The following is a 21,505-nucleotide window of genomic DNA, read 5'->3' on the forward strand; positions in this document are numbered from 1 at the left end:
TACCGTCGTTAGGGTGGCCGCAACCGGCCATCCTCACGAGACATCTGAATGATCAATTACCTGTGGTTTTTCCTCGCCGCACTGTTCGAAATCGCAGGCTGCTTCGCGTTCTGGATGTGGTTGCGCCAAGGTAAAAGCGCTTGGTGGATCATCCCGGCGTTGCTCAGCCTGATCTTGTTCGCGGTGCTGCTGACCCGGGTCGAAGCAAGCTACGCCGGCCGCGCCTATGCCGCCTACGGCGGCATCTACATCATTGCGTCGATCGGTTGGCTGGCGGTGGTCGAGCGGATTCGTCCCCTGGGCTCGGACTGGATCGGCGTGGCGCTGTGTGTGATCGGCGCGACGGTCATCTTGTTCGGCCCGCGTCTCTCCGCTTCCTGAAGGATCGGTCCTTCATTCAACCGGTTTGTCGGACGCGTCCGTCAGGGTGATAAATCATGGGCTGTAGGGCGGGACTGTTTTGCTGCCACTGCATTGAACAGCCGCCATGCACCGGGCATCTTCAAGGGCCGGTAACCCTGAAGGATGAATGCCATGCTTGTACTCAGTCGCGTTGTGGGCGAGTTGATTTCCATTGGTGACAACATCACCGTGCGGGTTCTCGCCGTTAACGGAAGCAGCGTGCGCTTCGGTGTTGAAGCGCCACAGCAGGTCAACGTACATCGCGCTGAAGTCTATGAGCGCATCCAGATCAAACAGGCCAAAGCCAAAGCCCGTTAAGAACCTCAGTCGAACAGGTGCTTGGGCACGTCGTGCTTGAGCATCAACTGGCATTGCTCGCTTTCCGGATCGAAGACGATCAGCGCCTGGCCCTTGGTCAATGCCTGACGAACACGCAATACGCGGGTTTCCAGCGGAGTGTCATCGCCGTTGTCCGTGCCGTCGCGGGTCACAAAATCCTCGATCAGGCGGGTCAGCGTGTCGACTTCAAGTTGGTCGTGGGGGATCAGCATAAGGCACCTCGGCTAAACAATGGCGCGATGCTACGGCGAATGGGCGGTTGCGGCTAGCCTGGGGCTCATGTGGCGTCTGATCCAGCGCTATCGCGAGCAGGCTCGCTCCCACAGTAAACGGTGTACTCCTGTGGGAGCGAGCCTGCTCGCGATAGCGATATTTCATGCGCTACACATCTCGAATTTGACTCAGCCCTCCGAACGCTGCCCAATCAAACTATCCACCGACGGCACCCGCGTATCGCTTTCCATCTGCGTCTCGTGTTCGATCTGGTGACTGAACCGGTCCAGCGATCCCTTGGCCGGTTGTGCATCGCTGGCGAACACCGGCGGGCTGAGGATGTAGGCGCCGAGCAGGCGGCTGAGGGCGGCGAGGCTGTCGATGTGCGTGCGCTCATAACCGTGGGTGGCGTCGCAACCGAAGGCCAGCAGAGCGGTGCGAATGTCGTGACCGGCAGTGACGGCCGAGTGAGCATCGCTGAAGTAATAGCGGAACAGGTCACGGCGCGCCGGCAGTTCGTTGTCGCTGGCCAGGCGCAGCAGGTGGCGCGACAGGTGATAGTCATAAGGCCCGCCGGAATCCTGCATTGCCACACTCACCGCGTGTTCGCTGGAGTGCTGGCCGGGCGCGACCGGCGCGATGTCGATGCCGACGAATTCGCTGACATCCCAAGGCAAGGCCGCCGCCGCACCGCTGCCGGTTTCTTCGGTGATGGTGAACAGCGGATGGCAGTCGATCATCAACTCTTCGCCGCTGTCGACAATCGCTTTCAGCGCCGCCAGCAGGGCGGCAACGCCGGCCTTGTCATCGAGGTGGCGGGCGCTGATGTGGCCGCTTTCGGTGAACTCCGGCAACGGATCGAAGGCGACGAAATCACCGACGCTGATCCCCAGCGAATCGCAATCGGCGCGGGTGGCGCAGTAGGCGTCCAGGCGCAATTCGACGTGATCCCAGCTGATCGGCATTTCATCCACGGCAGTATTGAACGCGTGCCCGGAAGCCATCAGCGGTAACACGCTGCCGCGAATCACACCGTTGTCGGTGAACAGACTGACGCGGCTGCCTTCGGCAAAACGGCTGGACCAGCAACCGACCGGCGCCAGGGTCAGGCGACCGTTGTCCTTGATTGCGCGAACTGCTGCGCCAATGGTGTCCAGGTGAGCGGAGACCGCGCGGTCCGGGCTGTTTTTCTTGCCTTTGAGGGTGGCGCGGATGGTGCCGCGACGAGTCATCTCAAAGGGAATGCCCAGCTCTTCGAGACGCTCGGCGACGTAACGCACGATGGTGTCGGTGAACCCGGTGGGGCTGGGAATGGCGAGCATTTCCAGCAGGACTTTTTGCAGGTAATTGAGGTCCGGTTCGGGAATTTTGCTGGTCATGGAAACTCCTGATGAAGTGAGAGCATCGATGGTTTCGATGAGGGAAAGAGTGTGTGACCTGTCAGGGCCCCATCGCGAGCAGGCTCGCTCCCACAGGGGAATGCGGTCAAATGTGGGAGCGAGCCTGCTCGCGATGGCGATGGAACAGGCGACACATCAATGTCAAACCGCCGGCTGACTATGCGGAAACAACAAATCCACAAACCGCTCGGCCGTCGGCTGCGGTTCGTGGTTGGCCAGCCCGGCGCGCTCGTTGGCTTCGATAAACACATACTCCGGCTGATCGGCGGCCGGCACCATCAGGTCGAGCCCGACCATCGGAATATCCAGCGCCCGCGCCGCGCGCACCGCCGCATCCACCAAGGTCGGATGCAGAATCGCCGTAACGTCTTCAAGAATGCCGCCGGTATGAAGATTCGCCGTGCGCCGCACGAACAGATGCTCACCGGCCGGCAAAATGCTGCTGTAGTCGTAACCCGCAGCCTGCAACGTGCGCTGGGTCTCATGGTCCTGCGGGATTTTGCTTTCACCGCTGGTCGCCGCCTGACGGCGACGGCTCTGGGCTTCGATCAGCGCACCGATGGAATGCTGACCATCGCCCACCACTTCCGCCGGCCGGCGAATGGCGGCCGCGACCACTTCGAAACCGATCACCAGAATCCGCAAGTCGAGGCCTTCGTGAAAACTTTCCAGCAGCACTCGACTATCGAATTTACGAGCGTTTTCGATGGCTTGCTGGACCTCTTCGATGGTCCGTAAATCAACCGCCACCCCTTGGCCCTGTTCACCGTCCAGCGGTTTGACCACCACCCGTTCGTGCTCGTCGAGAAACGCCAGATTGTCGTCCGCGCTCCCCGCCAGTTGTTGGGCGGGCAGCTTAAGACCGGCGTTTTTCAGCACCTTGTGGGTCAGGCTTTTGTCCTGACACAAAGTCATGCTGATGGCGCTGGTCAGATCGCTCAAGGATTCGCGGCAACGTACCCGACGACAGCCATGGATCAAGGTGAACAGACCGGCTTGCGCGTCATCCACTTGCACATCAATGCCGCGCCGATGAGCCTCCTCGACGATGATTCGCGCATACGGATTGAACTCGGCTTCCGGGCCGGGGCCGAGAAACAACGGCTGGTTGATGCCGTTTTTGCGCTTGATGGCGAAGGTCGACAAGTTGCGAAAACCGAGCTTGGCGTAAAGACTTTTCGCCTGACGGTTGTTGTGCAGCACAGACAGGTCCAGATAACTCAGGCCACGGCTCATGAAGTGTTCGATCAAGTGCCGCACCAGCACTTCACCGACGCCTGGGCGGGAACATTGTGGATCGACCGCCAGGCACCACAGGCTGCTGCCGTTTTCCGGGTCGTTGAAGGCCTTGTGATGATTCAGGCCCATGACGCTGCCGATGATCGCGCCGCTGTCCTCATCTTCGGCCAGCCAATAAACCGGGCCGCCCTGGTGATGAGGCGTCAGCAAACTCGCATCAATCGGTAGCATGCCGCGCGCCTGATACAGCTGATTGACGGCCTGCCAATCCGCTTCGCTTTGCGCCCGACGGATGCGGAAGCCGCGAAACACCCGGGTGGCCTGGCGGTAATCGCTGAACCACAGGCGCAAGGTGTCGGACGGGTCGAGGAACAGTTGGGCCGGCTCCAGCCCCAGCACTTGCTGGGGCGCGGCAACGTACAAGGCGATGTCCCGTTCACCGGGCTGCTCATTGAGCAGCTCTAGGGCAAGGCTCGCGGCATCGGGAAAGGTATGGCCGATCAGCAACCGGCCCCAGCCGCAATGCACCGCGATTGGCGCGGCGCCCAATTCACTGCCGTCTTCGGCCAGGCGCGCCTGCAAGCGTTCGTAGGAGGGCGCCTGACCGCGCAACAAGCGTTGGCTATAAGCCGTAGCGTGAGGTTTCATCGATCAGATTCCTTGTTCACTGAGCCACAGGTTCAGGGCTGCCAATTGCCACAGCTTGGAGCCGCGCAACGGGGTCAGTTGACCTTGCGGATCGGTCAGCAGGCGATCGAGCATGGCGGGGTTGAACAGACCACGATCCTGACTCGGATCGAGCAGCAGTTCACGTACCCAGTTCAGCGTGTCGCCCTGCAAATGCTTGAGGCCAGGGACCGGGAAGTAACCCTTTTTGCGGTCGATCACTTCACTCGGAATGACCAGCCGCGCCGCTTCTTTCAAGACTTGCTTGCCGCCATCCGGCAGTTTGAATTTGCCCGGCACCCGCGCCGACAATTCCACCAGGCGATAGTCGAGAAACGGCGTGCGCGCTTCCAGGCCCCAGGCCATGGTCATGTTGTCGACCCGCTTGACCGGGTCATCCACCAGCATCACGGTGCTGTCCAGACGCAGGGCTTTGTCCACGGCTGCGTCGGCACCGGGCTGAGCGAAATGTTCTTTCACGAAGTCGCCGGCCGCGTCGTTGGCCGTCAGCCATTTCGGCTGCACCGTGGCCGCGTAGTCGGCGTAGCTGCGGTCGAAAAACGCATCGCGATACGCGGCATACGGATCGCTCGCACCGTCCACCTGCGGATACCAGTGATAACCGGCGAACAACTCGTCCGCGCCTTGGCCGCTTTGTACCACCTTGCAGTGCTTGGCCACTTCGCGAGACAGCAGATAGAACGCGATGCAGTCATGGCTGACCATTGGCTCGCTCATGGCGCGGAACGCCGCGGGCAGTTGCTCGATGATTTCTTTCTCGTCGATGCGCAGCTGATGATGCTGTGTGCCGTAGTGCTTGGCGATCAGATCCGAATATTGAAACTCGTCACCGCGCTCGCCGCCGGCATCCTGAAAACCGATGGAAAAGGTCGACAGGTTTTCAACGCCGACTTCACGCAACAGACCGACCAGCATGCTCGAATCGACACCACCGGAAAGCAGCACGCCAACATCCACCGCCGCCCGTTGACGGATCGCCACTGCATCACGGGTGCTGTCGAGCACGCGATCGCGCCAGTCTTCGAGGGTCAGATTCAGCTCATCGGCGTGTGGGCCGTAGGGCAGGGTCCACCAGGTTTTCTGCTCGGTGGTGCCATCCGCGTCGATGCGCATCCAGCTCGCCGGGGGCAGCTTTTCGATGCCCGCCAGCAAAGTGCGCGGGGCCGGGACCACGGCGTGGAAATTCAGATAATGATTGAGCGCCACCGGATCGAGGATCGGGTTGATGTCGCCGCCCTTGAGCAATGCCGGCAGGGCCGAGGCAAAGCGCAGGCGCTGGCCGGTGCGCGACAGGTACAACGGCTTCACGCCGAGACGGTCGCGGGCGATGAACAGACGCTTGGCGTCGCGCTCCCAAATAGCGAAGGCGAACATGCCGTTGAGTTTGGGCAACAAGGCTTCGCCCCAGGCGTGATAACCCTTGAGCAGCACTTCGGTGTCGCCGCCGGAATAGAAGGCGTACCCGAGGTTTTCCAGTTCGGTGCGCAGTTCCGGGAAGTTGTAGATCGCGCCGTTGAAGGCCAGGGACAGGCCCAATTGGTTGTCGATCATCGGCTGTGCCGAGCCGTCCGACAGGTCCATGATTTTCAGGCGCCGATGGCCCAGGGCAATCGGCCCTTGGCTGTGGAAGCCCCACGCATCAGGGCCGCGAGGGGCCAGGTGATGGGTGATTCGTTCTATGGCTGCGAGGTCCGCAGGTTGATGGTCGAAACGTAATTCTCCAGCTAATCCGCACATAAGTCCTTACCGGTTTTTCCGTTGGGGAGGGTCAATCGATACCCGCCAAAAACGGCGGGTACTCAGAAACTGACCCACGTGAATCCCTGGAGTTTTAGACCGATAAGTTATAAGGCGCGCGTCAGACTTTTCCGCGGATCAATTGGCGCAAGGCAAAACGGTTGGGATGGCAGGCCTCGGCCACTGTTTTTGGCAACGGCAACGGCTCGTTTTCAAGCCATGCCGCTAACAGCTCGCTAGACAACGGCGCGGTGATCAAACCGCGAGAGCCATGACCGCTGTTGACGTAAAACCCCTCGAGCCATGGGCAGGGCACATCGGGCACTTGTCGGGCATCTTTGCTCAGCGCGGCATAGGCCTCGGCGAAGGCGGCCTGTTCGGCCAACGGTCCGACGATCGGCAGGTAATCCGGGCTGGTACAACGGAATGCCGCGCGTCCTTCCAGTTGCTGCGGGTCCAGGTCTGGAACATGCAGACGGGCGACCAGGTCAGTGGAAATTTCCTCGAGCAACGCCAGGTTGCCGAGGTGTTCGGCGACGGTCGGGGTCAGCTCATCGCTTTTGAAATCGAAGCTGGCGCCGAGTGTGTGTTCGCCCAAGCGTGCGGGCGCCACATAGCCTTCGGCGCAGACGACGGTCGCCAGGCTCTGGCTTTCAGGGGTTTGCGCCAGTCGGGTGATCTGGCCGCGAATGCGTTTGAGGGGGAGGTCGGCGCTGTATGGAAAACGCTTGATCTCGGCGGCGCCGGCCAGAATCACCACGGGCGCACTGGCCAGCAATGCATCGCCGTCCCAGGCCTGCCACTGATCATCGACCTTGCGCAGTTCCAGCACGTCGCGATGGGGCAGCCACTGGATGTTCGTTGAGGCCGCTTGCCACTGGCACAACGCGGGCGGATGAACCCAGCCGCCCTCAGGGTAGAACAAGCCGCCGTGCGCCAACTCGATGCCGGCCCGGGCCTGGGCCTGGGGTTGATCGAGCAGGTGCACCAGGCTCGGTGAAAAGGCCGCAGCCAATTGCGCCTGACGCTCGGCTTCCTTGGCATTGAAGGCCAGTTGCAAGACCCCGCAATCGTCCCAGTCGACGCCACGTTGCAGCTGTTCCAGCAGGCGTCGGGTGTAGCCAAAACCGCTGACGATCAATTGCGACAACGCCGTGCCATGGGCCGAAAGCTTGAGGTACAGCACACCCTGAGGATTGCCCGAGGCTTCCTGCGCCAGTGCTTCGTGGCGGTCCAGCAGGCTGACTTGCCAACCCCGAGCGGCGAGGCTGGCGGCGCTGGCGCAACCGGCCAGCCCGGCGCCGATCACTAGGGCGCGGCGTTCGCCGGTCAGCGGTTGTGGGCGAGCGAACCATGGTTTTGTCGCGGCTGGTTTAGCGGCCTCTTCAGGCCAACCGAGGAATGTGCCCCGTAGAATTTCCCACTTGTGGCCGATGCCGGGCGTGCGTTTCATCTTGAAGCCCGCCGCGTTCAACAGGCGGCGCACCCAGCCGGTGCTGGTGAAGGTACTGATGGTCGAGCCGGGTGCCGCCAGGCGAGCCAGTTCGGCAAACAATTCGGCGGTCCACATGTCAGGGTTTTTCGCCGGGGCGAAACCGTCGAGAAACCAGGCGTCGATCTGTGCATCCAGTTGCGGCAACTGCTCAAGTGCATCGCCGACCAGCAAGGTCAGGGTGACGCGGCCGTTGTCCAACACCAGGCGCTGAAAGCCTTGATGGATCGCTACGTATTGCGCCAGCAATTGATCGGCAAACGGCTTGAGCTCCGGCCATAAGGCCAAGGCTCGTTGCAGATCGGGCGCGCTCAGCGGGTACTTTTCGACACTGACAAAATGCAGCCGCGCACCGGCCACCGCGTGCTGTTCGAACAACTGCCAGGCACAGAGAAAATTCAGCCCGGTACCGAAACCGGTCTCGCCAATCACCAGTCGACCATCCACCGGCAAGGCGGCGAAACGGTCACGCAAATCGTTTTGCTGCAGAAACACGTAACGGGTTTCTTCAAGGCCCGACAGGTCGGAAAAATACACATCATCGAACACCCGCGAACGCGGGCGACCTTGGTCGTCCCAGTCGAGCTGGGCGTGGGGCAATACAGGTTTCATGGCAGGCTCGGCAACGGCAAGGTGGCCATTCTAGCCGATCGCTGCTGCGGTGCTTGATCCATGGCAAGACGCCGGGCCAACCGCCTGCTCAGAATGGTGGTTACCGTAAAAGATCGCAGCCTTCGGCAGCTCCTACAGGTGTACACCGGTCCCATGTAGGAGCTGCCGAAGGCTGCGATCTTTTGATCTTTTTTACATCACCGCAAACCTCCATCTTCCGCTAGTCTTGCTCAATCCTGGAAGGAGCTGCTCTATGTTCGAATCCGCCGAAATCGGTCATGCCATCGACAAAGAAACCTATGACGCCGAAGTGCCCGCTCTGCGAGAAGCCTTGCTCGAAGCGCAGTTCGAACTTCGCCAGCAACACCGCTTTCCCGTCATCGTTCTGATCAACGGCATCGAAGGGGCCGGCAAGGGCGAGACGGTCAAGTTGCTCAACGAATGGATGGACCCGCGCTTGATCGAGGTCCGCACCTTCGACCAGCAGACCGACGAAGAGCTGGCACGCCCGCCAGCCTGGCGATACTGGCGGATGCTTCCGGCCAAGGGCCGCATGGGGATTTTCTTCGGCAACTGGTACAGCCAGATGCTGCAGGGACGGGTTCATGGCCTGTTCAAGGATCCGCGACTCGATCAAAGCATCAACGGGGCCGAGCGGTTGGAGAAGATGCTCTGCGACGAAGGCGCGCTGATCTTCAAGTTCTGGTTTCACCTCTCCAAAAAACAAATGAAAGCGCGGCTCAAGGCGCTGGCTGACGATCCGCTGCACAGTTGGCGCATCAGCCCGCTGGACTGGCAACAGTCCCAAACGTACGACAGGTTTGTGAAGTACGGCGAACGTATATTGCGCCGCACCAGCCGCGACTATGCGCCGTGGCATGTGATCGCCGGCGTGGACGCGCACTATCGCAGTCTGACGGTCGGCAAGATCCTGCTCGAAGGCCTGCAGACTGCGCTGAAGAGGCCCAGGATTCACCCGCACAAAGTCAGCGCAGCGCCCTTGTTCCCCAGTGTCGATCAAGTCAATCTGCTCGATAGCCTGGACCTGACCCAGCAGCTGGACAAGGACGATTACGAAGAGCAACTGATTACCGAGCAAGCACGCTTTTCCGGGCTGATGCGCGACAAACGCATGCGTCGCCACGCGTTGATCGCGGTGTTCGAAGGCAACGACGCGGCAGGCAAGGGCGGGGCAATCCGTCGGGTGGCCGCGGCGCTCGATCCACGCCAGTACGACATCATTCCGATCGCCGCGCCGACCGAGGACGAACGGGCGCAACCGTATCTCTGGCGGTTCTGGCGGCATATTCCGGCCCGGGGAAAATTCACCGTGTTCGACCGTTCCTGGTATGGCCGGGTGTTGGTGGAACGCATCGAAGGCTTTTGCAGCAAGGCGGACTGGATGCGCGCCTATGGCGAGATCAACGACTTCGAAGAGCAGATCGCCGATGCCGGAGTGATCGTGGTCAAGTTCTGGCTGGCCATCGACAAACAGACTCAGATGGAGCGCTTCCAGGAGCGCAAAGAGATCCCCTTCAAGCGCTTCAAAATCACTGAAGACGACTGGCGCAATCGCGACAAATGGGACGATTACCGCGCCGCCGTCGGCGATATGGTCGATCGCACCAGCACCGAGATATCGCCGTGGACTCTGGTGGAAGCCAACGACAAGCGCTGGGCGCGGGTCAAGGTTCTGCGCACCATTAACCAGGCGCTGGAAGAGGCCTTCGAAAAGTCCGACAAACGCGAGAAAAAACTGCAAAAGCGCAAGCGCTGAACCGATGGCTACGCATACGCGGGGTGAATGATTGTCGCGGTCAGTCATAGGGTGGACTTATGCTCGGTCCAACTCCTGACTCACAACAACAATGAGGTGTATGCCATGCGTGAAGTGGTGATCGTCGACAGCGTACGGACCGGCCTGGCCAAATCCTTTCGCGGCAAGTTCAACATGACCCGTCCGGACGATATGGCGGCCCACTGTGTCAACGCGCTGCTCACGCGCAATGACGTCGACCCGGCCAGCGTCGAAGATTGCATCGTCGGCGCCGGCTCCAACGAAGGCGCCCAGGGCTTCAACATTGGCCGCAACGTCGCGGTGCTGTCGCACCTGGGCATCGGCACGGGCGGCATGACGCTTAACCGCTTCTGTTCGTCGGGCTTGCAGGCCATCGCCATTGCCGCCAATCAGATTGCCTCGGGGTGCAGCGACATTATTGTCGCTGGCGGCGTCGAGTCGATCAGTCTGACCATGAAAAGCGTCAACACCGACAACCTGATCAACCCGCTGTTGAAAGAACAGGTGCCGGGAATTTATTTCCCCATGGGCCAGACCGCCGAGATCGTCGCGCGTCGTTACGATGTCAGTCGCCAAGAGCAGGATTTATACGCTCTGCAAAGTCAGCAGCGTACCGCCCTGGCGCAGGCCACCGGGTTGTTCAACGATGAAATCGTACCAATGGCGGTGAAGTATCGCGTTGAGGACAAGGTCACCGGCCAGGTGCAGATACTCGACGGCATCGTCGATCACGACGACTGCAACCGCCCGGACACTACGCTGCAAAGCCTGGCCGGGTTGAAACCGGTGTTTGCCGAAGACGGCTCGGTGACCGCCGGCAACTCGTCGCAACTGTCCGATGGCGCTTCGATGACCCTGGTGATGAGCCTGGAGAAAGCCCTGGCGCTGGGGCTCAAGCCCAAAGCCTTCTTCCGCGGTTTTGCCGTGGCCGGGTGCCAGCCGGACGAAATGGGCATCGGCCCGGTGTTCTCGGTGCCGAAGTTGCTCAAGGCCAAGGGGTTGCAGGTTGCCGACATTGATCTGTGGGAGCTCAACGAAGCGTTCGCCTCGCAATGCCTGTACAGCCGCAATCGGCTGGAAATCGACAACGACAAATACAACGTCAATGGCGGTTCGATTGCCATCGGCCATCCGTTCGGCATGACCGGTTCGCGTCAGGTCGGGCACATCGTGCGAGAGTTGCAGCGGCGTAACCTGCGGTACGGCATCGTCACCATGTGCGTGGGGGGCGGGATGGGGGCTACCGGGTTGTTTGAGGCGGTGCGGTAAGTACCCTGATTATGTAGAGACTGTTGCATTGCTATCGCGGGCAAGCCCGCTCCCACAGTAATTGGCGGCGATCACAAATACAGCGAACGCCACAAACCCTGTGGGAGCGGGCTTGCCCGCGATGCAGGCGCCACGGTTTACCGGCTCATGCACAAGAACTGCATCCGCTCGACATACGCCTGAATTTCACGCATCGCTGCCTCCCGGTTTTCAAACGGCCCCTCCAGCGTGTGCTCCCGCGTGGTGAAATACAGCTCTCCATTCACACGACACAAGCGGTCACAGCGAAAGTGGGTGGCGGGGGCGTTGTCTTGGGCGCGCATGCCGTACATGGGCGATCTCCTGCGGGTGACGGTTTCAATGAGCTTATGCATGAACCACTTGCCCCGCCTGGCCACCTGATCGACGGCATATCGTCAACTTTATGCTGCGACCTGCACAGTTTCATTCGCGGCCCGTTGGCAACTGTCCCTGTGTCGCGCCCCGGTCTGAGCCTAGAATGACCGATTTCGCCAATCGGCTTTGGGGTCAGCATGCATATTTCATCGGGTCGCTGGGTTTATGGTCTGTGCCTGGCCTTGCTGACTGCGTTGCTGTGGGGAATCCTGCCGATCAAGCTCAAGCAAGTACTGCTGGTGATGGACCCGGTGACGGTGACCTGGTTTCGCCTGCTGGTGTCCGGCGGTTGCCTGTTCATTTATCTGGCAGCGACCAAACGCCTGCCGAGTCGCAAAGTTCTCGGCCCGCGCGGTGGCTGGCTGGTGTTGATGGCGGTACTCGGACTGGTCGGCAACTACGTGCTGTACCTGATGGGCCTGAACCTGCTCAGCCCCGGTACCGCGCAGCTGGTGGTGCAAATGGGCCCGATCATGTTGCTGATCGCCAGTCTGTTCGTGTTCAAGGAACGGTTCAGCGTGGGGCAGGGGATTGGCCTGTTGGTGCTGCTGATCGGCTTTGCGCTCTTTTTCAATCAGCGCTTGAGTGAGTTGCTCACCTCCCTGACCGATTACACCGCCGGTGTGCTGATGGTGCTGTTGGCGTCCACGGTCTGGACCTTCTATGCCTTGGGCCAGAAGCAGTTGCTCACGGTGTGGAATTCGTTGCAGGTGATGATGGTGATTTACCTGTTTTGCGCGCTGTTGCTGACGCCATGGGTGCATCCGCTGGAGGCGCTGCAACTGAGCCCGCTGCAAGGCTGGCTTCTACTGGCGTGCTGTTTGAACACGTTGATCGCTTATGGCGCCTTTGCCGAAGCGTTGGCCCATTGGGAGGCTTCGCGGGTCAGTGCGACGCTGGCGATCACACCGCTGGTGACCTTTGCCGCCGTGGCCGTTGCCGCGTGGTTATGGCCGGAGTATGTGCATGCCGAGCAGATCAATGGCCTGGGTTATGGCGGGGCGGTGTTGGTGGTGCTTGGGTCGGCGCTGGTGGCGTTGGGGCCATCGTTGATGGCGGGGCTTCGTGCCCGGCGGGTGCGGATGGCGGCCAGTTAGACCGCGTTATCGTTCTTCGCGGGCAAGCCACGCTCCCACAGGTTTTGCGTCGATCACAATATTCGGGATCGACACAAAACCTGTGGGAGCGTGGCTTGCCCGCGAAGACTGACTGTCAGGCACTAAATCACTTTCAGATTCACCCCTGTTTGCCAGCCTCCAACATGTCCTCCGGCCTTACCCAGGTATCAAACTCTTCATCCGTTAGATACCCCAGCTGCAACGCCGCCTCGCGCAAGGTCAGCCCCTCGCTGTAAGCCTTCTTGGCAATCTCGGCCGATTTGTCGTAGCCAATATGCGGATTCAGCGCCGTCACCAGCATCAAACCTCGCTCCAGATGCTCAGCCATTTTCTCGGCATCCGGTTCCAGCCCGGCGATGCAATGCTGCTGGAAGTTACTGCAACCATCGCCCAGCAATCGGATCGATTGCAGCAGGTTGTGGATGATCACCGGTTTGAACACATTCAATTGCAGGTGGCCCTGACTGGCCGCAAAACCGATGGCAACGTCGTTGCCCAATACCTGACAGGCCAGCATCGACAGCGCTTCGCACTGAGTCGGGTTGACCTTGCCGGGCATGATCGAGCTGCCGGGCTCATTGGCCGGCAGTTTCACTTCGGCAAACCCTGCTCGCGGCCCGGAGCCCAACAGACGCAGGTCGTTGGCGATTTTCATCAGGGTCACGGCAAGGGTTTTCAGGGCGCCGGAGAGGGTGACCAACGGTTCGTGACCGGCCAGGGCGGCGAATTTGTTGTGGGCGGTGACGAACGGCAGGCCTGAAAGGGCGGCCAGTTCAGCAGCGATCGCTTCGCCAAAACCGTGGGGCGAGTTCAATCCGGTGCCGACCGCAGTGCCGCCCTGAGCCAGCTCACAGACGGCCGGCAACGCGCTGCGGATCGCCCGCTCGGCGTAATCCAGTTGTGCGATGAACGCCGAGAGTTCCTGGCCGAAGGTAATCGGCGTGGCGTCCATCATATGGGTACGACCGGTCTTGACCAGTTTCATGTGCCGTGCGGACAACTCCGCCAACCCGCCAGACAACTCGCTGATCGCCGGCAGCAAATGCTGCTGCACCGCCTTGGCCGTCGCGATGTGCATAGCCGTGGGGAAGCAATCGTTGGAACTCTGGGAACGGTTGACGTGATCGTTGGGGTGCACCGGACTCTTGCCGCCGCGCGGGTTGCCGGCCAGTTCGTTGGCGCGGCCGGCGATAACTTCGTTGACGTTCATGTTGCTCTGGGTGCCGCTGCCAGTCTGCCAGACCACTAACGGGAACTGCTCGTCGTGATCGCCGTCGAGCACTTCGTCAGCGGCTTGTTCGATCAGCCGGGCGATGTCAGCGGGCAGGTCGCCATTGCGATCATTGACCCGCGCCGCGGCTTTCTTGATCAGGGCCAGGGCGTGCAGCACCGCCAGCGGCATGCGCTCGTTGCCGATGGCGAAGTTGATCAGCGAGCGTTGCGTCTGAGCGCCCCAGTAAGCGTCATCCGGGACTTCCACCTGGCCCAGGCTGTCGGTTTCGATACGGCTCATCATGCACACTCCCGTAGGTCTGATAGCGCAGTTTAGGCCGTGATCGTCGGCCGTGGTTCCATCAGTCTGGAATTTGACCGTTCACCCCCTCTAAATCAGGCGCGACAAGGCTTGGGGTTGAGTGACACACTTTTTTAGGTGCAGAATGGACGCCCTTGAGGTTTTGCCTCGCCTGCTAGAAAAGGAAACTCGATGACTCGTCTTCGTGCCATCTGTACCGCGGTTGCACTGGTTTGCGCCAGCGGCCAGGTTTTTGCCGATACCGCCAGCCACAACGCCAGTGCCGAAGCTTTCCTGACCCTGGCGCACGCTGACAAATTGGGCACTCCGGTGTACATGCAAGTGCAGCAAATGTTCGCTCAGCGCTTTGAACAGACCAAAGCCCCTGAATCGAAAAAAGCCCTGCTGGAAACCTATCAAGCCAAGGCCAACGCCGCTCTGGACGCAGCCATTGGCTGGAACAAGCTGAAACCAGACATGGTCAAGCTTTACACCACCAATTTCAGCGAATCCGAGCTCAAGGATCTGGTTGCGTTCTACCAGTCTCCACTGGGCAAGAAAGTCCTGGAAAAAATGCCGCAGCTGACTCAGCAATCGGCCCAGATGACTCAAGCCAAGCTGGAAAGCGCGGTGCCTGTAGTCAACAAACTGCTGGCTGACATGACGGCCGAGCTGGAGCCTAAAGGCGCCGCTGCTCCTGCCAAGAAAAAGCCTTAAGCGGAGTTCGGGATGACCATGCAACAACGCATCGAATCGACACTCGGACTGCTACAGCCCGAGCATCTGCAAGTGCTGGATGAAAGCCACATGCACAGCCGTGGGTTACAGACCCACTTCAAGGCGGTGGTGGTCAGCCAGCAGTTCGAAGGCCTCAATCGCGTCAAGCGTCACCAGAAGGTGTACGGCACTTTGGGCGAACTGATGGGCGAGTTCCATGCGTTGGCGCTGCATACCTACACGCCGGAAGAATGGGCACAGATCGACGCGGCTCCGGCCTCGCCGACCTGTGCTGGCGGCAGCAAACATTAAGCAGATCAAAAGATCGCAGCCTGCGGCAGCTCCTACAGGGTTGCGCAAGGCCGTGCTTTTGTAGGAGCTGCCGAAGGCTGCGATCTTGGCCATCTAAAGCCAATCGCTGCTGTTTTTTGCTAGAATCCGCAACGCGCCGCTCACCCGGCGCGTTTTTTTTCGCATCCGGTTCACCCCTTACGAGGGTAGCCACCTGGAGAATTACCCATGACACAACAGATTGTCGTGGCGGCACTGTATAAGTTCGTCACCCTGGAAGATTACGTCGCCTTGCGCGAGCCGTTGCTGCAAGCAATGGTCGACAACGGCATCAAAGGCACCCTGCTGATCGCCGAAGAAGGCATCAACGGCACCGTGTCCGGTAGCCGCGAAGGCATTGACGGGCTGATGGCGTGGCTCAAGAACGACCCACGCATGGACGACATCGACCACAAAGAGTCGTACTGCGACGAGCAGCCGTTCTATCGCACCAAGGTCAAACTCAAGAAAGAAATCGTCACCCTCGGCGTCGAAGGCGTGGACCCGAACAAAAAGGTCGGCACCTATGTGGATCCGCAGAACTGGAACGCGCTGATCAGCGATCCTGAAGTGCTGTTGATCGACACCCGTAACGACTATGAAGTCTCGATCGGCACCTTCGAAGGCGCCATCGATCCGAAGACCACCAGTTTTCGCGAATTCCCTGACTACATCAAAGCCAATTTCGACCCGGCCGTGCACAAGAAAGTCGCGATGTTCTGCACCGGCGGCATTCGCTGCGAAAAGGCCTCGAGCTACATGCTCAACCAGGGTTTCGACGAGGTTTATCACCTCAAGGGCGGCATTCTGAAGTACCTCGAAGAGGTGCCGCAGGAAGAAACCAAATGGCAGGGCGACTGCTTCGTGTTCGATAACCGCGTGACCGTTCGTCACGATCTCAGCGAAGGCGACTACGATCAATGTCATGCCTGTCGTACGCCCGTCAGTGTGGAAGACCGTGCATCCGAGCATTACGTGGCTGGCATCAGTTGCCCGCATTGCTGGGATAAGCTGAGCGAGAAAACCCGTCGCAGTGCCATCGACCGGCAGAAGCAGATCGAACTGGCCAAGGCGCGCAACATGCCGCACCCGATCGGTTACAACTACAAGCAAACTCCTTCCGAGGCTTGAACCATGTCTGCACGTCGCCTGCTCTATGTGATGGACCCGATGTGTTCCTGGTGCTGGGGTTTTGCGCCAGTGGCCAACGCGCTGGTCGAGCAGGCGCAGGCAGCGGGAGTGGACGTGCATCTGGTAGTCGGCGGTTTGCGCACCGGCAGCGGCTCAGCGCTGGAGCCGACTACCCGGCGCTACATCCTTGAGCACTGGCAGGCGGTCCACGAGGCCACCGGCCAACCGTTCAAGTTTGAAGGCGCGTTGCCCGACGGGTTTGTCTACGACACCGAGCCTGCATGTCGGGCGCTGGTGACGGCGCGCAGCCTGGCACCGGATTGCGCGTGGAAACTGCTCGGGTTGATCCAGCATGCGTTCTACGCAGAAGGTCGCGACGTTACCCACGCCAGCGTGTTGGTCGAGCTGGCAGAGCAGGCTGGTTTGCCGCGCATCGAGTTCGCTGCAGCCTTCGACCGTGCCGATCAGCACGCAGCCACCGCTGCTGATTTCACCTGGGTCCAGGACCTGGGCATTGCCGGTTTCCCAACCTTGCTGGCAGAGCGTGATGGTCAATTGGCGTTGCTGACCAATGGGTATCAGCCTCTGAGTGTGTTGTCACCGTTGCTCGGCCGCTGGCTGGAGCGCGCTGCCTGTGCATGATCTGCCCGACGACGTTCCAGCCCCTGCACGTGTCGACCGTCTGAGCTGGGCGGAAATCCGTCGTCTGGCCCTTCACCATAAAAAATCCTTGTGGATCGCTAACGGCGTCGCTGTATTGGCAACGCTGTGCAGCGTGCCGATCCCCTTGCTGTTGCCGTTGCTGGTCGACGAAGTGCTGCTGGGCCACGGCGACGCCGCGCTGAAAATCATGAACCTCGCGCTGCCTGACGTCTGGCAGAAAGCCGCGGGTTACATTGGCCTGATGCTGCTGGTGACTCTGGCACTACGCTGTGCGGCGTTGTTGTTCAACGTTGTGCAGGCGAAATTGTTTGCGGCGCTGGCCAAAGACATCGTGTATCGGATCCGGGTGCGGTTGATCGAGCGGCTCAAGTGCATCTCGCTGGGGGAATACGAAAGCCTGGGCAGCGGCACGGTGACCACGCACCTGGTGACCGACCTGGACACGCTGGACAAATTCGTCGGCGAAACCCTCAGTCGTTTCCTCGTGGCCATGCTGACGCTGGTGGGCACCGCCTCCATCCTGATGTGGATGCACTGGAAACTCGCGCTGCTGATCCTGCTGTTCAACCCGCTGGTGATCTATGCCACGGTGCAGTTGGGCAAGCGGGTCAAACACCTGAAGAAACTCGAGAACGACAGCACCTCGCGCTTCACCCAGGCCTTGACCGAAACCCTGGATGCCATCCAGGAGGTGCGCGCCGGTAATCGACAGGGCTTTTTCCTTGGACGGTTGGGGCAGCGAGCGCGGGAAGTACGCGATTACGCAGTGAACTCGCAATGGAAAACCGATGCATCGAACCGTGCCAGCGGCTTGCTGTTCCAGTTCGGTATCGATATTTTCCGTGCCGCGGCCATGCTCACTGTGCTGTTTTCCGACCTGTCCATCGGCCAGATGCTGGCCGTGTTCAGCTACCTGTGGTTCATGATCGGTCCGGTGGAACAGCTGCTCAACTTGCAGTACGCCTTTTACGCCGCTGGCGGTGCGCTGTCGCGGATCAACGAGTTGCTGGCCCGCGCTGACGAGCCGCAATACACCGGCAGTGTCGACCCGTTCCAGGGGCGCGACACGGTGGGCATCGAAGTTCAGGGGCTGAGTTTCGGCTACGGCGACGAGTTGGTGTTGAACCAAATGAACCTGTCGATTGCCCCCGGTGAAAAAGTCGCGATTGTCGGCGCCAGCGGGGGAGGGAAAAGCACCTTGGTGCAGTTGCTGCTCGGTTTGTACACGCCGCTGGCCGGCACCATCCGTTTCGGTGGTTCGACTCAGGAAGAGATCGGTCTGGAAACCGTGCGCGAAAATGTCGCCGTGGTCTTGCAGCATCCGGCACTGTTCAACGACACCGTGCGCGCCAACCTGACCATGGGCCGCGAACGCAGCGACGAAGCCTGCTGGCAGGCATTGGAAATTGCTCAACTGCACAACACGGTACGTGAATTGCCCAATGGCCTGGACAGTATTGTCGGGCGCTCCGGTGTGCGTTTATCCGGCGGGCAGCGTCAACGCCTGGCGATTGCGCGAATGGTGTTGGCCGAACCCAAGGTGGTGATCCTCGACGAGGCCACGTCCGCCCTGGACGCAGCCACCGAATACAACCTGCACCAGGCACTGGCGCGGTTCTTGAGCAACCGCACCACGCTGATCATTGCGCACCGGTTGTCTGCGGTGAAGCAGGCCGACCGGGTGCTGGTGTTCGATGGTGGGCAAGTTGCCGAGGATGGCGACCATCAGCAATTGATTGCTGATGGTGGGTTGTACGCCAAGCTTTATGGGCATTTGCAGCAGCACTAGATGAGGGCCACAGGACGCTCAGGGCGTTTTCCCCGGCAAGGATGAGCACATGAGGATGAAGCCCAGCCCCGAAGCGCTGGGACTATGCTGCTGTTGAGCATGAGCTTCCCCGGCTTGCCTAGAGTGAGAACCCATCCTAGTCTAGCGGTAGCGTTTTCGTCCGGACGACGATCGAGCAGTGTCAAGACAAGGGACCTCATGAAGCAAAAAAGGACTCTCGGAACCCCTCGGTTGTTGGGCATCGTCTGGCCTTTTATCGCCGTCGTGTTATTTCAGGCATTGTTGGGGGGCGTCAGTCTTTACGTTCTTTCGGCGGTTCGCAGCTACGTCGGTGGTGAAAGCCTGTGGTCCAAGGGCCAGAAAGACGCCATCTATTACCTCAATCTCTACGCCGACAGTCGCGACGAAACGATTTTTCTCAAATACCAGAACGCGATTGCGGTACCTCAGGGTGGCCATGAATTGCGTCTGGCGCTGGATCATCAGCCACCGAATATCGAGGCAGCGCGGATCGCGATCCTCAAGGGCGGCAACCACCCGGACGATGTCTCCAGCGTGATTTGGCTGTACCTCAATTTTCGGCACTTCAGCTACCTTGAAAAAGCCATCGACCTCTGGACGGTCGGTGACGCGTATCTGGTGCGACTCGATGATGTCGCACGGGAGATGCACCAGCGCATTGCCGATAGCCAGGCCACCGATGCCGACGTCAAACGCTGGAAAGACCAGATTTTCGCCATCAACGATGGCGTGACGCCCGCCGCCAAAGCGTTCAGCGATGCCTTGGGCGAAGGCTCGCGGGTGATTCTCCGGCTGCTGTTGGTGACGAACCTCGCCACTGCGCTGGGTCTGATTGTGTTGGCCTTGCTGCGCACTCATAAACTGCTCAAGCAACGCCATGCCTTCGCCGATGCCTTGCAGTTGGAGAAAGACCGGGCACAGATCACTCTGCAATCAATTGGCGACGGGGTGATCACCACGGATGTCGAGGGTGCGATCGCCTATATGAATCCGGCCGCCGAGGCCATGACTCACTGGAAGGCCGAACAGGCGGCGGGGTTGCCATTGGCGGCGCTGTTCAATCTGTTGGACGAGGACGCTCAGGCCGACGGCTTTACCTTGATCGAGCACATTTTGAGCGGTCAGCTCAGCGGTGGCAGCGAGCATTCCAAACTGATCCAGCGTCTGGATGGCAGCACGGTGTCGGTCACTCTGGTCGGCGCGCCAATCCGCAATACGGGCAAGGTCAGTGGCACCGTGCTGGTGCTGCACGACATGACTCAGGAGCGGCAGTACATCGCCAATCTGTCCTGGCAGGCGACCCATGACGCCCTGACCGGGCTGGCCAATCGCCGCGAATTCGAATATCGCCTCGAACAGGCCCTGCATAACCTGACGCGCCAGGCGGGGCGTCATGCCTTGATGTTTCTCGATCTGGATCAATTCAAACTGGTCAACGACACCTGCGGTCATGCGGCGGGTGACGAGCTGTTGCGGCATATCTGTGCGTTGTTGCAATCGGGCTTGCGCGAAGGCGACACCCTGGCTCGATTGGGTGGCGACGAGTTCGGCATTCTGTTGGAAAACTGCGCGCCGGAAGCGGCCGAAAAAATCGCCGAAGTCCTGCGCCAGACCGTGCAGAACCTGCACTTTGTCTGGAAAGGCCGGCCGTTCGTGACCACCGTGAGTATCGGTCTGGTGCATGTGGCCCAGAGCCCGGTCACCCTCGAAGCTTCGCTGCGGGCCGCTGACATGGCTTGTTATATGGCCAAGGAAAAGGGCCGCAACCGGGTTCAGGTCTATCACGCCGACGACTCGGAGCTGTCCCTGCGCTTTGGTGAGATGGCCTGGGTGCAGCGCCTGCATGTAGCGTTGGAAGAAGACCGCTTCTGCCTGTACGCCCAGGAAATCGCGCCCCTTGGCGCTGACGAACAGGGCCGCGGGCATATCGAAATCCTGCTGCGCCTGCATGACGAAGCGGGGCGCATGATTCTGCCGGACAGTTTCATCCCGGCCGCCGAGCGTTACGGTTTGATGACGTCGATTGACCGTTGGGTAGTGGAGAACGTTTTCAAAGTCATTGCCCAGTGCATCGCTGAAGAGCGCGAAGGACCGTTGGCCATGTGTGCGATAAATCTGTCAGGTACTACTATCGGAGATGAGGCGTTTCTGGACTTCCTTCGTGAACAGTTTGTTGCATATTCAATTCCGCCCGAAATGATTTGTTTTGAAATTACAGAAACCAGCGCGATTTCAAATCTGGGTAGTGCAATTAGATTTATTAATGAACTCAAAGGCTTAGGTTGTCATTTTTCGCTGGATGACTTTTGCGCCGGTATGTCCTCATTCGCTTACTTGAAACATTTACCTGTAGACTTCCTGAAGATCGACGGGAGTTTCGTAAAGGATATGCTGGACGACCCGATTAACCGCGCCATGGTCGAAGTGATCAATCACATCGGTCATGTCATGGGTAAGCGCACGATTGCCGAGTTCGTTGAAACACCTCAGATCGAGCAGGCATTGCTGGAGATCGGGGTGGATTACGCTCAAGGGTATGTGATTGAACGCCCGCATCTGTTTACCTGGGATAGTTTGCAAAGTCGTCCTGCCCGGCCCCGACCTTTGTTGTTCAAGGCGCCGGGCACGTTCCGTTGAAA

Annotated in this window: 18 protein-coding genes; 11 read left to right on the plus strand and 7 right to left on the minus strand. The window is 59.9% G+C overall.

Going from position 1 to position 21,505, the window contains the following annotated elements:
* The first annotated feature begins 48 nt into the window (after positions 1 to 48).
* Together KGB18_RS08690 and csrA are read left to right on the plus strand one after the other, a co-directional pair.
* Positions 49 to 381, plus strand: coding sequence for a YnfA family protein (locus KGB18_RS08690; protein WP_123723121.1), 333 nt, complete (start codon positions 49 to 51; stop codon positions 379 to 381).
* Between the two features lie 153 nt (positions 382 to 534).
* Entirely contained in the window at positions 535 to 720 is a 186-nt protein-coding gene (csrA, locus tag KGB18_RS08695; protein ID WP_030132007.1) for a carbon storage regulator CsrA, read from the plus strand.
* Positions 721 to 725: 5 nt separating this feature from the next.
* On the opposite strand, the gene KGB18_RS08700 is transcribed toward csrA, so the two are convergent.
* From KGB18_RS08700 to mnmC, 5 genes are all read right to left on the minus strand, one after another.
* Positions 726 to 953, minus strand: a complete 228-nt coding sequence (locus tag KGB18_RS08700; protein WP_003199186.1) for a YheU family protein — start codon at positions 951 to 953, stop codon at positions 726 to 728.
* Between the two features lie 189 nt (positions 954 to 1,142).
* Complete coding sequence (locus KGB18_RS08705; RefSeq protein ID WP_123723122.1) at positions 1,143 to 2,333, minus strand: osmoprotectant NAGGN system M42 family peptidase; 1,191 nt, start codon at positions 2,331 to 2,333, stop codon at positions 1,143 to 1,145.
* Positions 2,334 to 2,495: 162 nt separating this feature from the next.
* The gene (ngg, locus tag KGB18_RS08710; RefSeq protein WP_123723123.1) at positions 2,496 to 4,241 is read right to left on the minus strand and encodes an N-acetylglutaminylglutamine synthetase; all 1,746 of its coding nucleotides are present in this window, start codon (positions 4,239 to 4,241) and stop codon (positions 2,496 to 2,498) included.
* Between the two features lie 3 nt (positions 4,242 to 4,244).
* The gene (locus KGB18_RS08715; protein ID WP_123723124.1) at positions 4,245 to 6,017 is read right to left on the minus strand and encodes an N-acetylglutaminylglutamine amidotransferase; all 1,773 of its coding nucleotides are present in this window, start codon (positions 6,015 to 6,017) and stop codon (positions 4,245 to 4,247) included.
* A gap of 121 nt (positions 6,018 to 6,138) precedes the next feature.
* Positions 6,139 to 8,121 carry a bifunctional tRNA (5-methylaminomethyl-2-thiouridine)(34)-methyltransferase MnmD/FAD-dependent 5-carboxymethylaminomethyl-2-thiouridine(34) oxidoreductase MnmC gene (mnmC, locus tag KGB18_RS08720; RefSeq protein WP_201060661.1) on the minus strand — a complete coding sequence of 661 codons (1,983 nt, stop codon included), beginning with the start codon at positions 8,119 to 8,121 and terminating at the stop codon, positions 6,139 to 6,141.
* 253 nt (positions 8,122 to 8,374) lie between these two features.
* On the opposite strand from mnmC, the gene pap reads away from it, so the two are divergent.
* Both pap and KGB18_RS08730 read left to right on the plus strand, forming a co-directional pair.
* Complete coding sequence (gene pap / locus KGB18_RS08725) at positions 8,375 to 9,898, plus strand: polyphosphate:AMP phosphotransferase (RefSeq protein ID WP_123723126.1); 1,524 nt, start codon at positions 8,375 to 8,377, stop codon at positions 9,896 to 9,898.
* A gap of 105 nt (positions 9,899 to 10,003) precedes the next feature.
* Entirely contained in the window at positions 10,004 to 11,188 is a 1,185-nt protein-coding gene (locus tag KGB18_RS08730; protein WP_123723127.1) for a thiolase family protein, read from the plus strand.
* A gap of 137 nt (positions 11,189 to 11,325) precedes the next feature.
* On the opposite strand, the gene KGB18_RS08735 is transcribed toward KGB18_RS08730, so the two are convergent.
* Positions 11,326 to 11,520, minus strand: a complete 195-nt coding sequence (locus KGB18_RS08735) for a DUF6316 family protein (RefSeq protein WP_123723128.1) — start codon at positions 11,518 to 11,520, stop codon at positions 11,326 to 11,328.
* A 201-nt stretch (positions 11,521 to 11,721) separates the two neighbouring features.
* Between KGB18_RS08735 and KGB18_RS08740 the strand changes: the two genes are divergently transcribed.
* Complete coding sequence (locus tag KGB18_RS08740) at positions 11,722 to 12,681, plus strand: DMT family transporter (RefSeq protein ID WP_123723129.1); 960 nt, start codon at positions 11,722 to 11,724, stop codon at positions 12,679 to 12,681.
* A 139-nt stretch (positions 12,682 to 12,820) separates the two neighbouring features.
* On the opposite strand, the gene KGB18_RS08745 is transcribed toward KGB18_RS08740, so the two are convergent.
* Positions 12,821 to 14,215, minus strand: a complete 1,395-nt coding sequence (locus KGB18_RS08745; protein ID WP_123723130.1) for a class II fumarate hydratase — start codon at positions 14,213 to 14,215, stop codon at positions 12,821 to 12,823.
* Positions 14,216 to 14,407: 192 nt separating this feature from the next.
* Here KGB18_RS08745 and KGB18_RS08750 point away from each other — a divergent pair, with 192 nt between their 5' ends.
* From KGB18_RS08750 to KGB18_RS08775, 6 genes are all read left to right on the plus strand, one after another.
* Positions 14,408 to 14,932 carry a DUF2059 domain-containing protein gene (locus KGB18_RS08750; RefSeq protein ID WP_008005911.1) on the plus strand — a complete coding sequence of 175 codons (525 nt, stop codon included), beginning with the start codon at positions 14,408 to 14,410 and terminating at the stop codon, positions 14,930 to 14,932.
* A gap of 12 nt (positions 14,933 to 14,944) precedes the next feature.
* Positions 14,945 to 15,244, plus strand: coding sequence for a BolA family protein (locus KGB18_RS08755; protein ID WP_052964137.1), 300 nt, complete (start codon positions 14,945 to 14,947; stop codon positions 15,242 to 15,244).
* 207 nt (positions 15,245 to 15,451) lie between these two features.
* Complete coding sequence (locus KGB18_RS08760; protein WP_008005914.1) at positions 15,452 to 16,393, plus strand: rhodanese-related sulfurtransferase; 942 nt, start codon at positions 15,452 to 15,454, stop codon at positions 16,391 to 16,393.
* A 39-nt stretch (positions 16,394 to 16,432) separates the two neighbouring features.
* Entirely contained in the window at positions 16,433 to 17,035 is a 603-nt protein-coding gene (locus KGB18_RS08765; RefSeq protein WP_187326510.1) for a DsbA family protein, read from the plus strand.
* A complete protein-coding gene (locus tag KGB18_RS08770; RefSeq protein ID WP_123723132.1) occupies positions 17,028 to 18,845 on the plus strand; it encodes an ABC transporter ATP-binding protein in 1,818 nt (605 codons plus the stop codon). The genes KGB18_RS08765 and KGB18_RS08770 overlap by 8 nt, the downstream gene beginning before the upstream one ends.
* Positions 18,846 to 19,043: 198 nt before the next feature.
* Complete coding sequence (locus KGB18_RS08775) at positions 19,044 to 21,503, plus strand: EAL domain-containing protein (RefSeq protein WP_123723133.1); 2,460 nt, start codon at positions 19,044 to 19,046, stop codon at positions 21,501 to 21,503.
* Positions 21,504 to 21,505: the final 2 nt, after the last annotated feature.

The organism is Pseudomonas sp. BF-R-26 (assembly GCF_019947395.1).
GTDB lineage: Bacteria > Pseudomonadota > Gammaproteobacteria > Pseudomonadales > Pseudomonadaceae > Aquipseudomonas > Aquipseudomonas farris.

Bases quoted from the DNA above. Each gene is read 5' to 3' on its own strand.
- KGB18_RS08735 (WP_123723128.1), bottom strand. From the start codon at position 11,520: ATGTACGGCATGCGCGCCCAAGACAACGCCCCCGCCACCCACTTTCGC.
- KGB18_RS08700 (WP_003199186.1), bottom strand. From the start codon at position 953: ATGCTGATCCCCCACGACCAACTTGAAGTCGACACGCTGACCCGCCTG.
- pap (WP_123723126.1), top strand. From the start codon at position 8,375: ATGTTCGAATCCGCCGAAATCGGTCATGCCATCGACAAAGAAACCTAT.
- KGB18_RS08760 (WP_008005914.1), top strand. From the start codon at position 15,452: ATGACACAACAGATTGTCGTGGCGGCACTGTATAAGTTCGTCACCCTG.
- KGB18_RS08750 (WP_008005911.1), top strand. From the start codon at position 14,408: ATGACTCGTCTTCGTGCCATCTGTACCGCGGTTGCACTGGTTTGCGCC.
- KGB18_RS08740 (WP_123723129.1), top strand. From the start codon at position 11,722: ATGCATATTTCATCGGGTCGCTGGGTTTATGGTCTGTGCCTGGCCTTG.
- KGB18_RS08690 (WP_123723121.1), top strand. From the start codon at position 49: ATGATCAATTACCTGTGGTTTTTCCTCGCCGCACTGTTCGAAATCGCA.
- KGB18_RS08730 (WP_123723127.1), top strand. From the start codon at position 10,004: ATGCGTGAAGTGGTGATCGTCGACAGCGTACGGACCGGCCTGGCCAAA.
- mnmC (WP_201060661.1), bottom strand. From the start codon at position 8,121: ATGAAACCTGTATTGCCCCACGCCCAGCTCGACTGGGACGACCAAGGT.
- csrA (WP_030132007.1), top strand. From the start codon at position 535: ATGCTTGTACTCAGTCGCGTTGTGGGCGAGTTGATTTCCATTGGTGAC.
- KGB18_RS08705 (WP_123723122.1), bottom strand. From the start codon at position 2,333: ATGACCAGCAAAATTCCCGAACCGGACCTCAATTACCTGCAAAAAGTC.
- KGB18_RS08715 (WP_123723124.1), bottom strand. From the start codon at position 6,017: ATGTGCGGATTAGCTGGAGAATTACGTTTCGACCATCAACCTGCGGAC.
- KGB18_RS08755 (WP_052964137.1), top strand. From the start codon at position 14,945: ATGACCATGCAACAACGCATCGAATCGACACTCGGACTGCTACAGCCC.
- KGB18_RS08765 (WP_187326510.1), top strand. From the start codon at position 16,433: ATGTGTTCCTGGTGCTGGGGTTTTGCGCCAGTGGCCAACGCGCTGGTC.
- KGB18_RS08775 (WP_123723133.1), top strand. From the start codon at position 19,044: ATGAAGCAAAAAAGGACTCTCGGAACCCCTCGGTTGTTGGGCATCGTC.
- KGB18_RS08745 (WP_123723130.1), bottom strand. From the start codon at position 14,215: ATGAGCCGTATCGAAACCGACAGCCTGGGCCAGGTGGAAGTCCCGGAT.
- ngg (WP_123723123.1), bottom strand. From the start codon at position 4,241: ATGAAACCTCACGCTACGGCTTATAGCCAACGCTTGTTGCGCGGTCAG.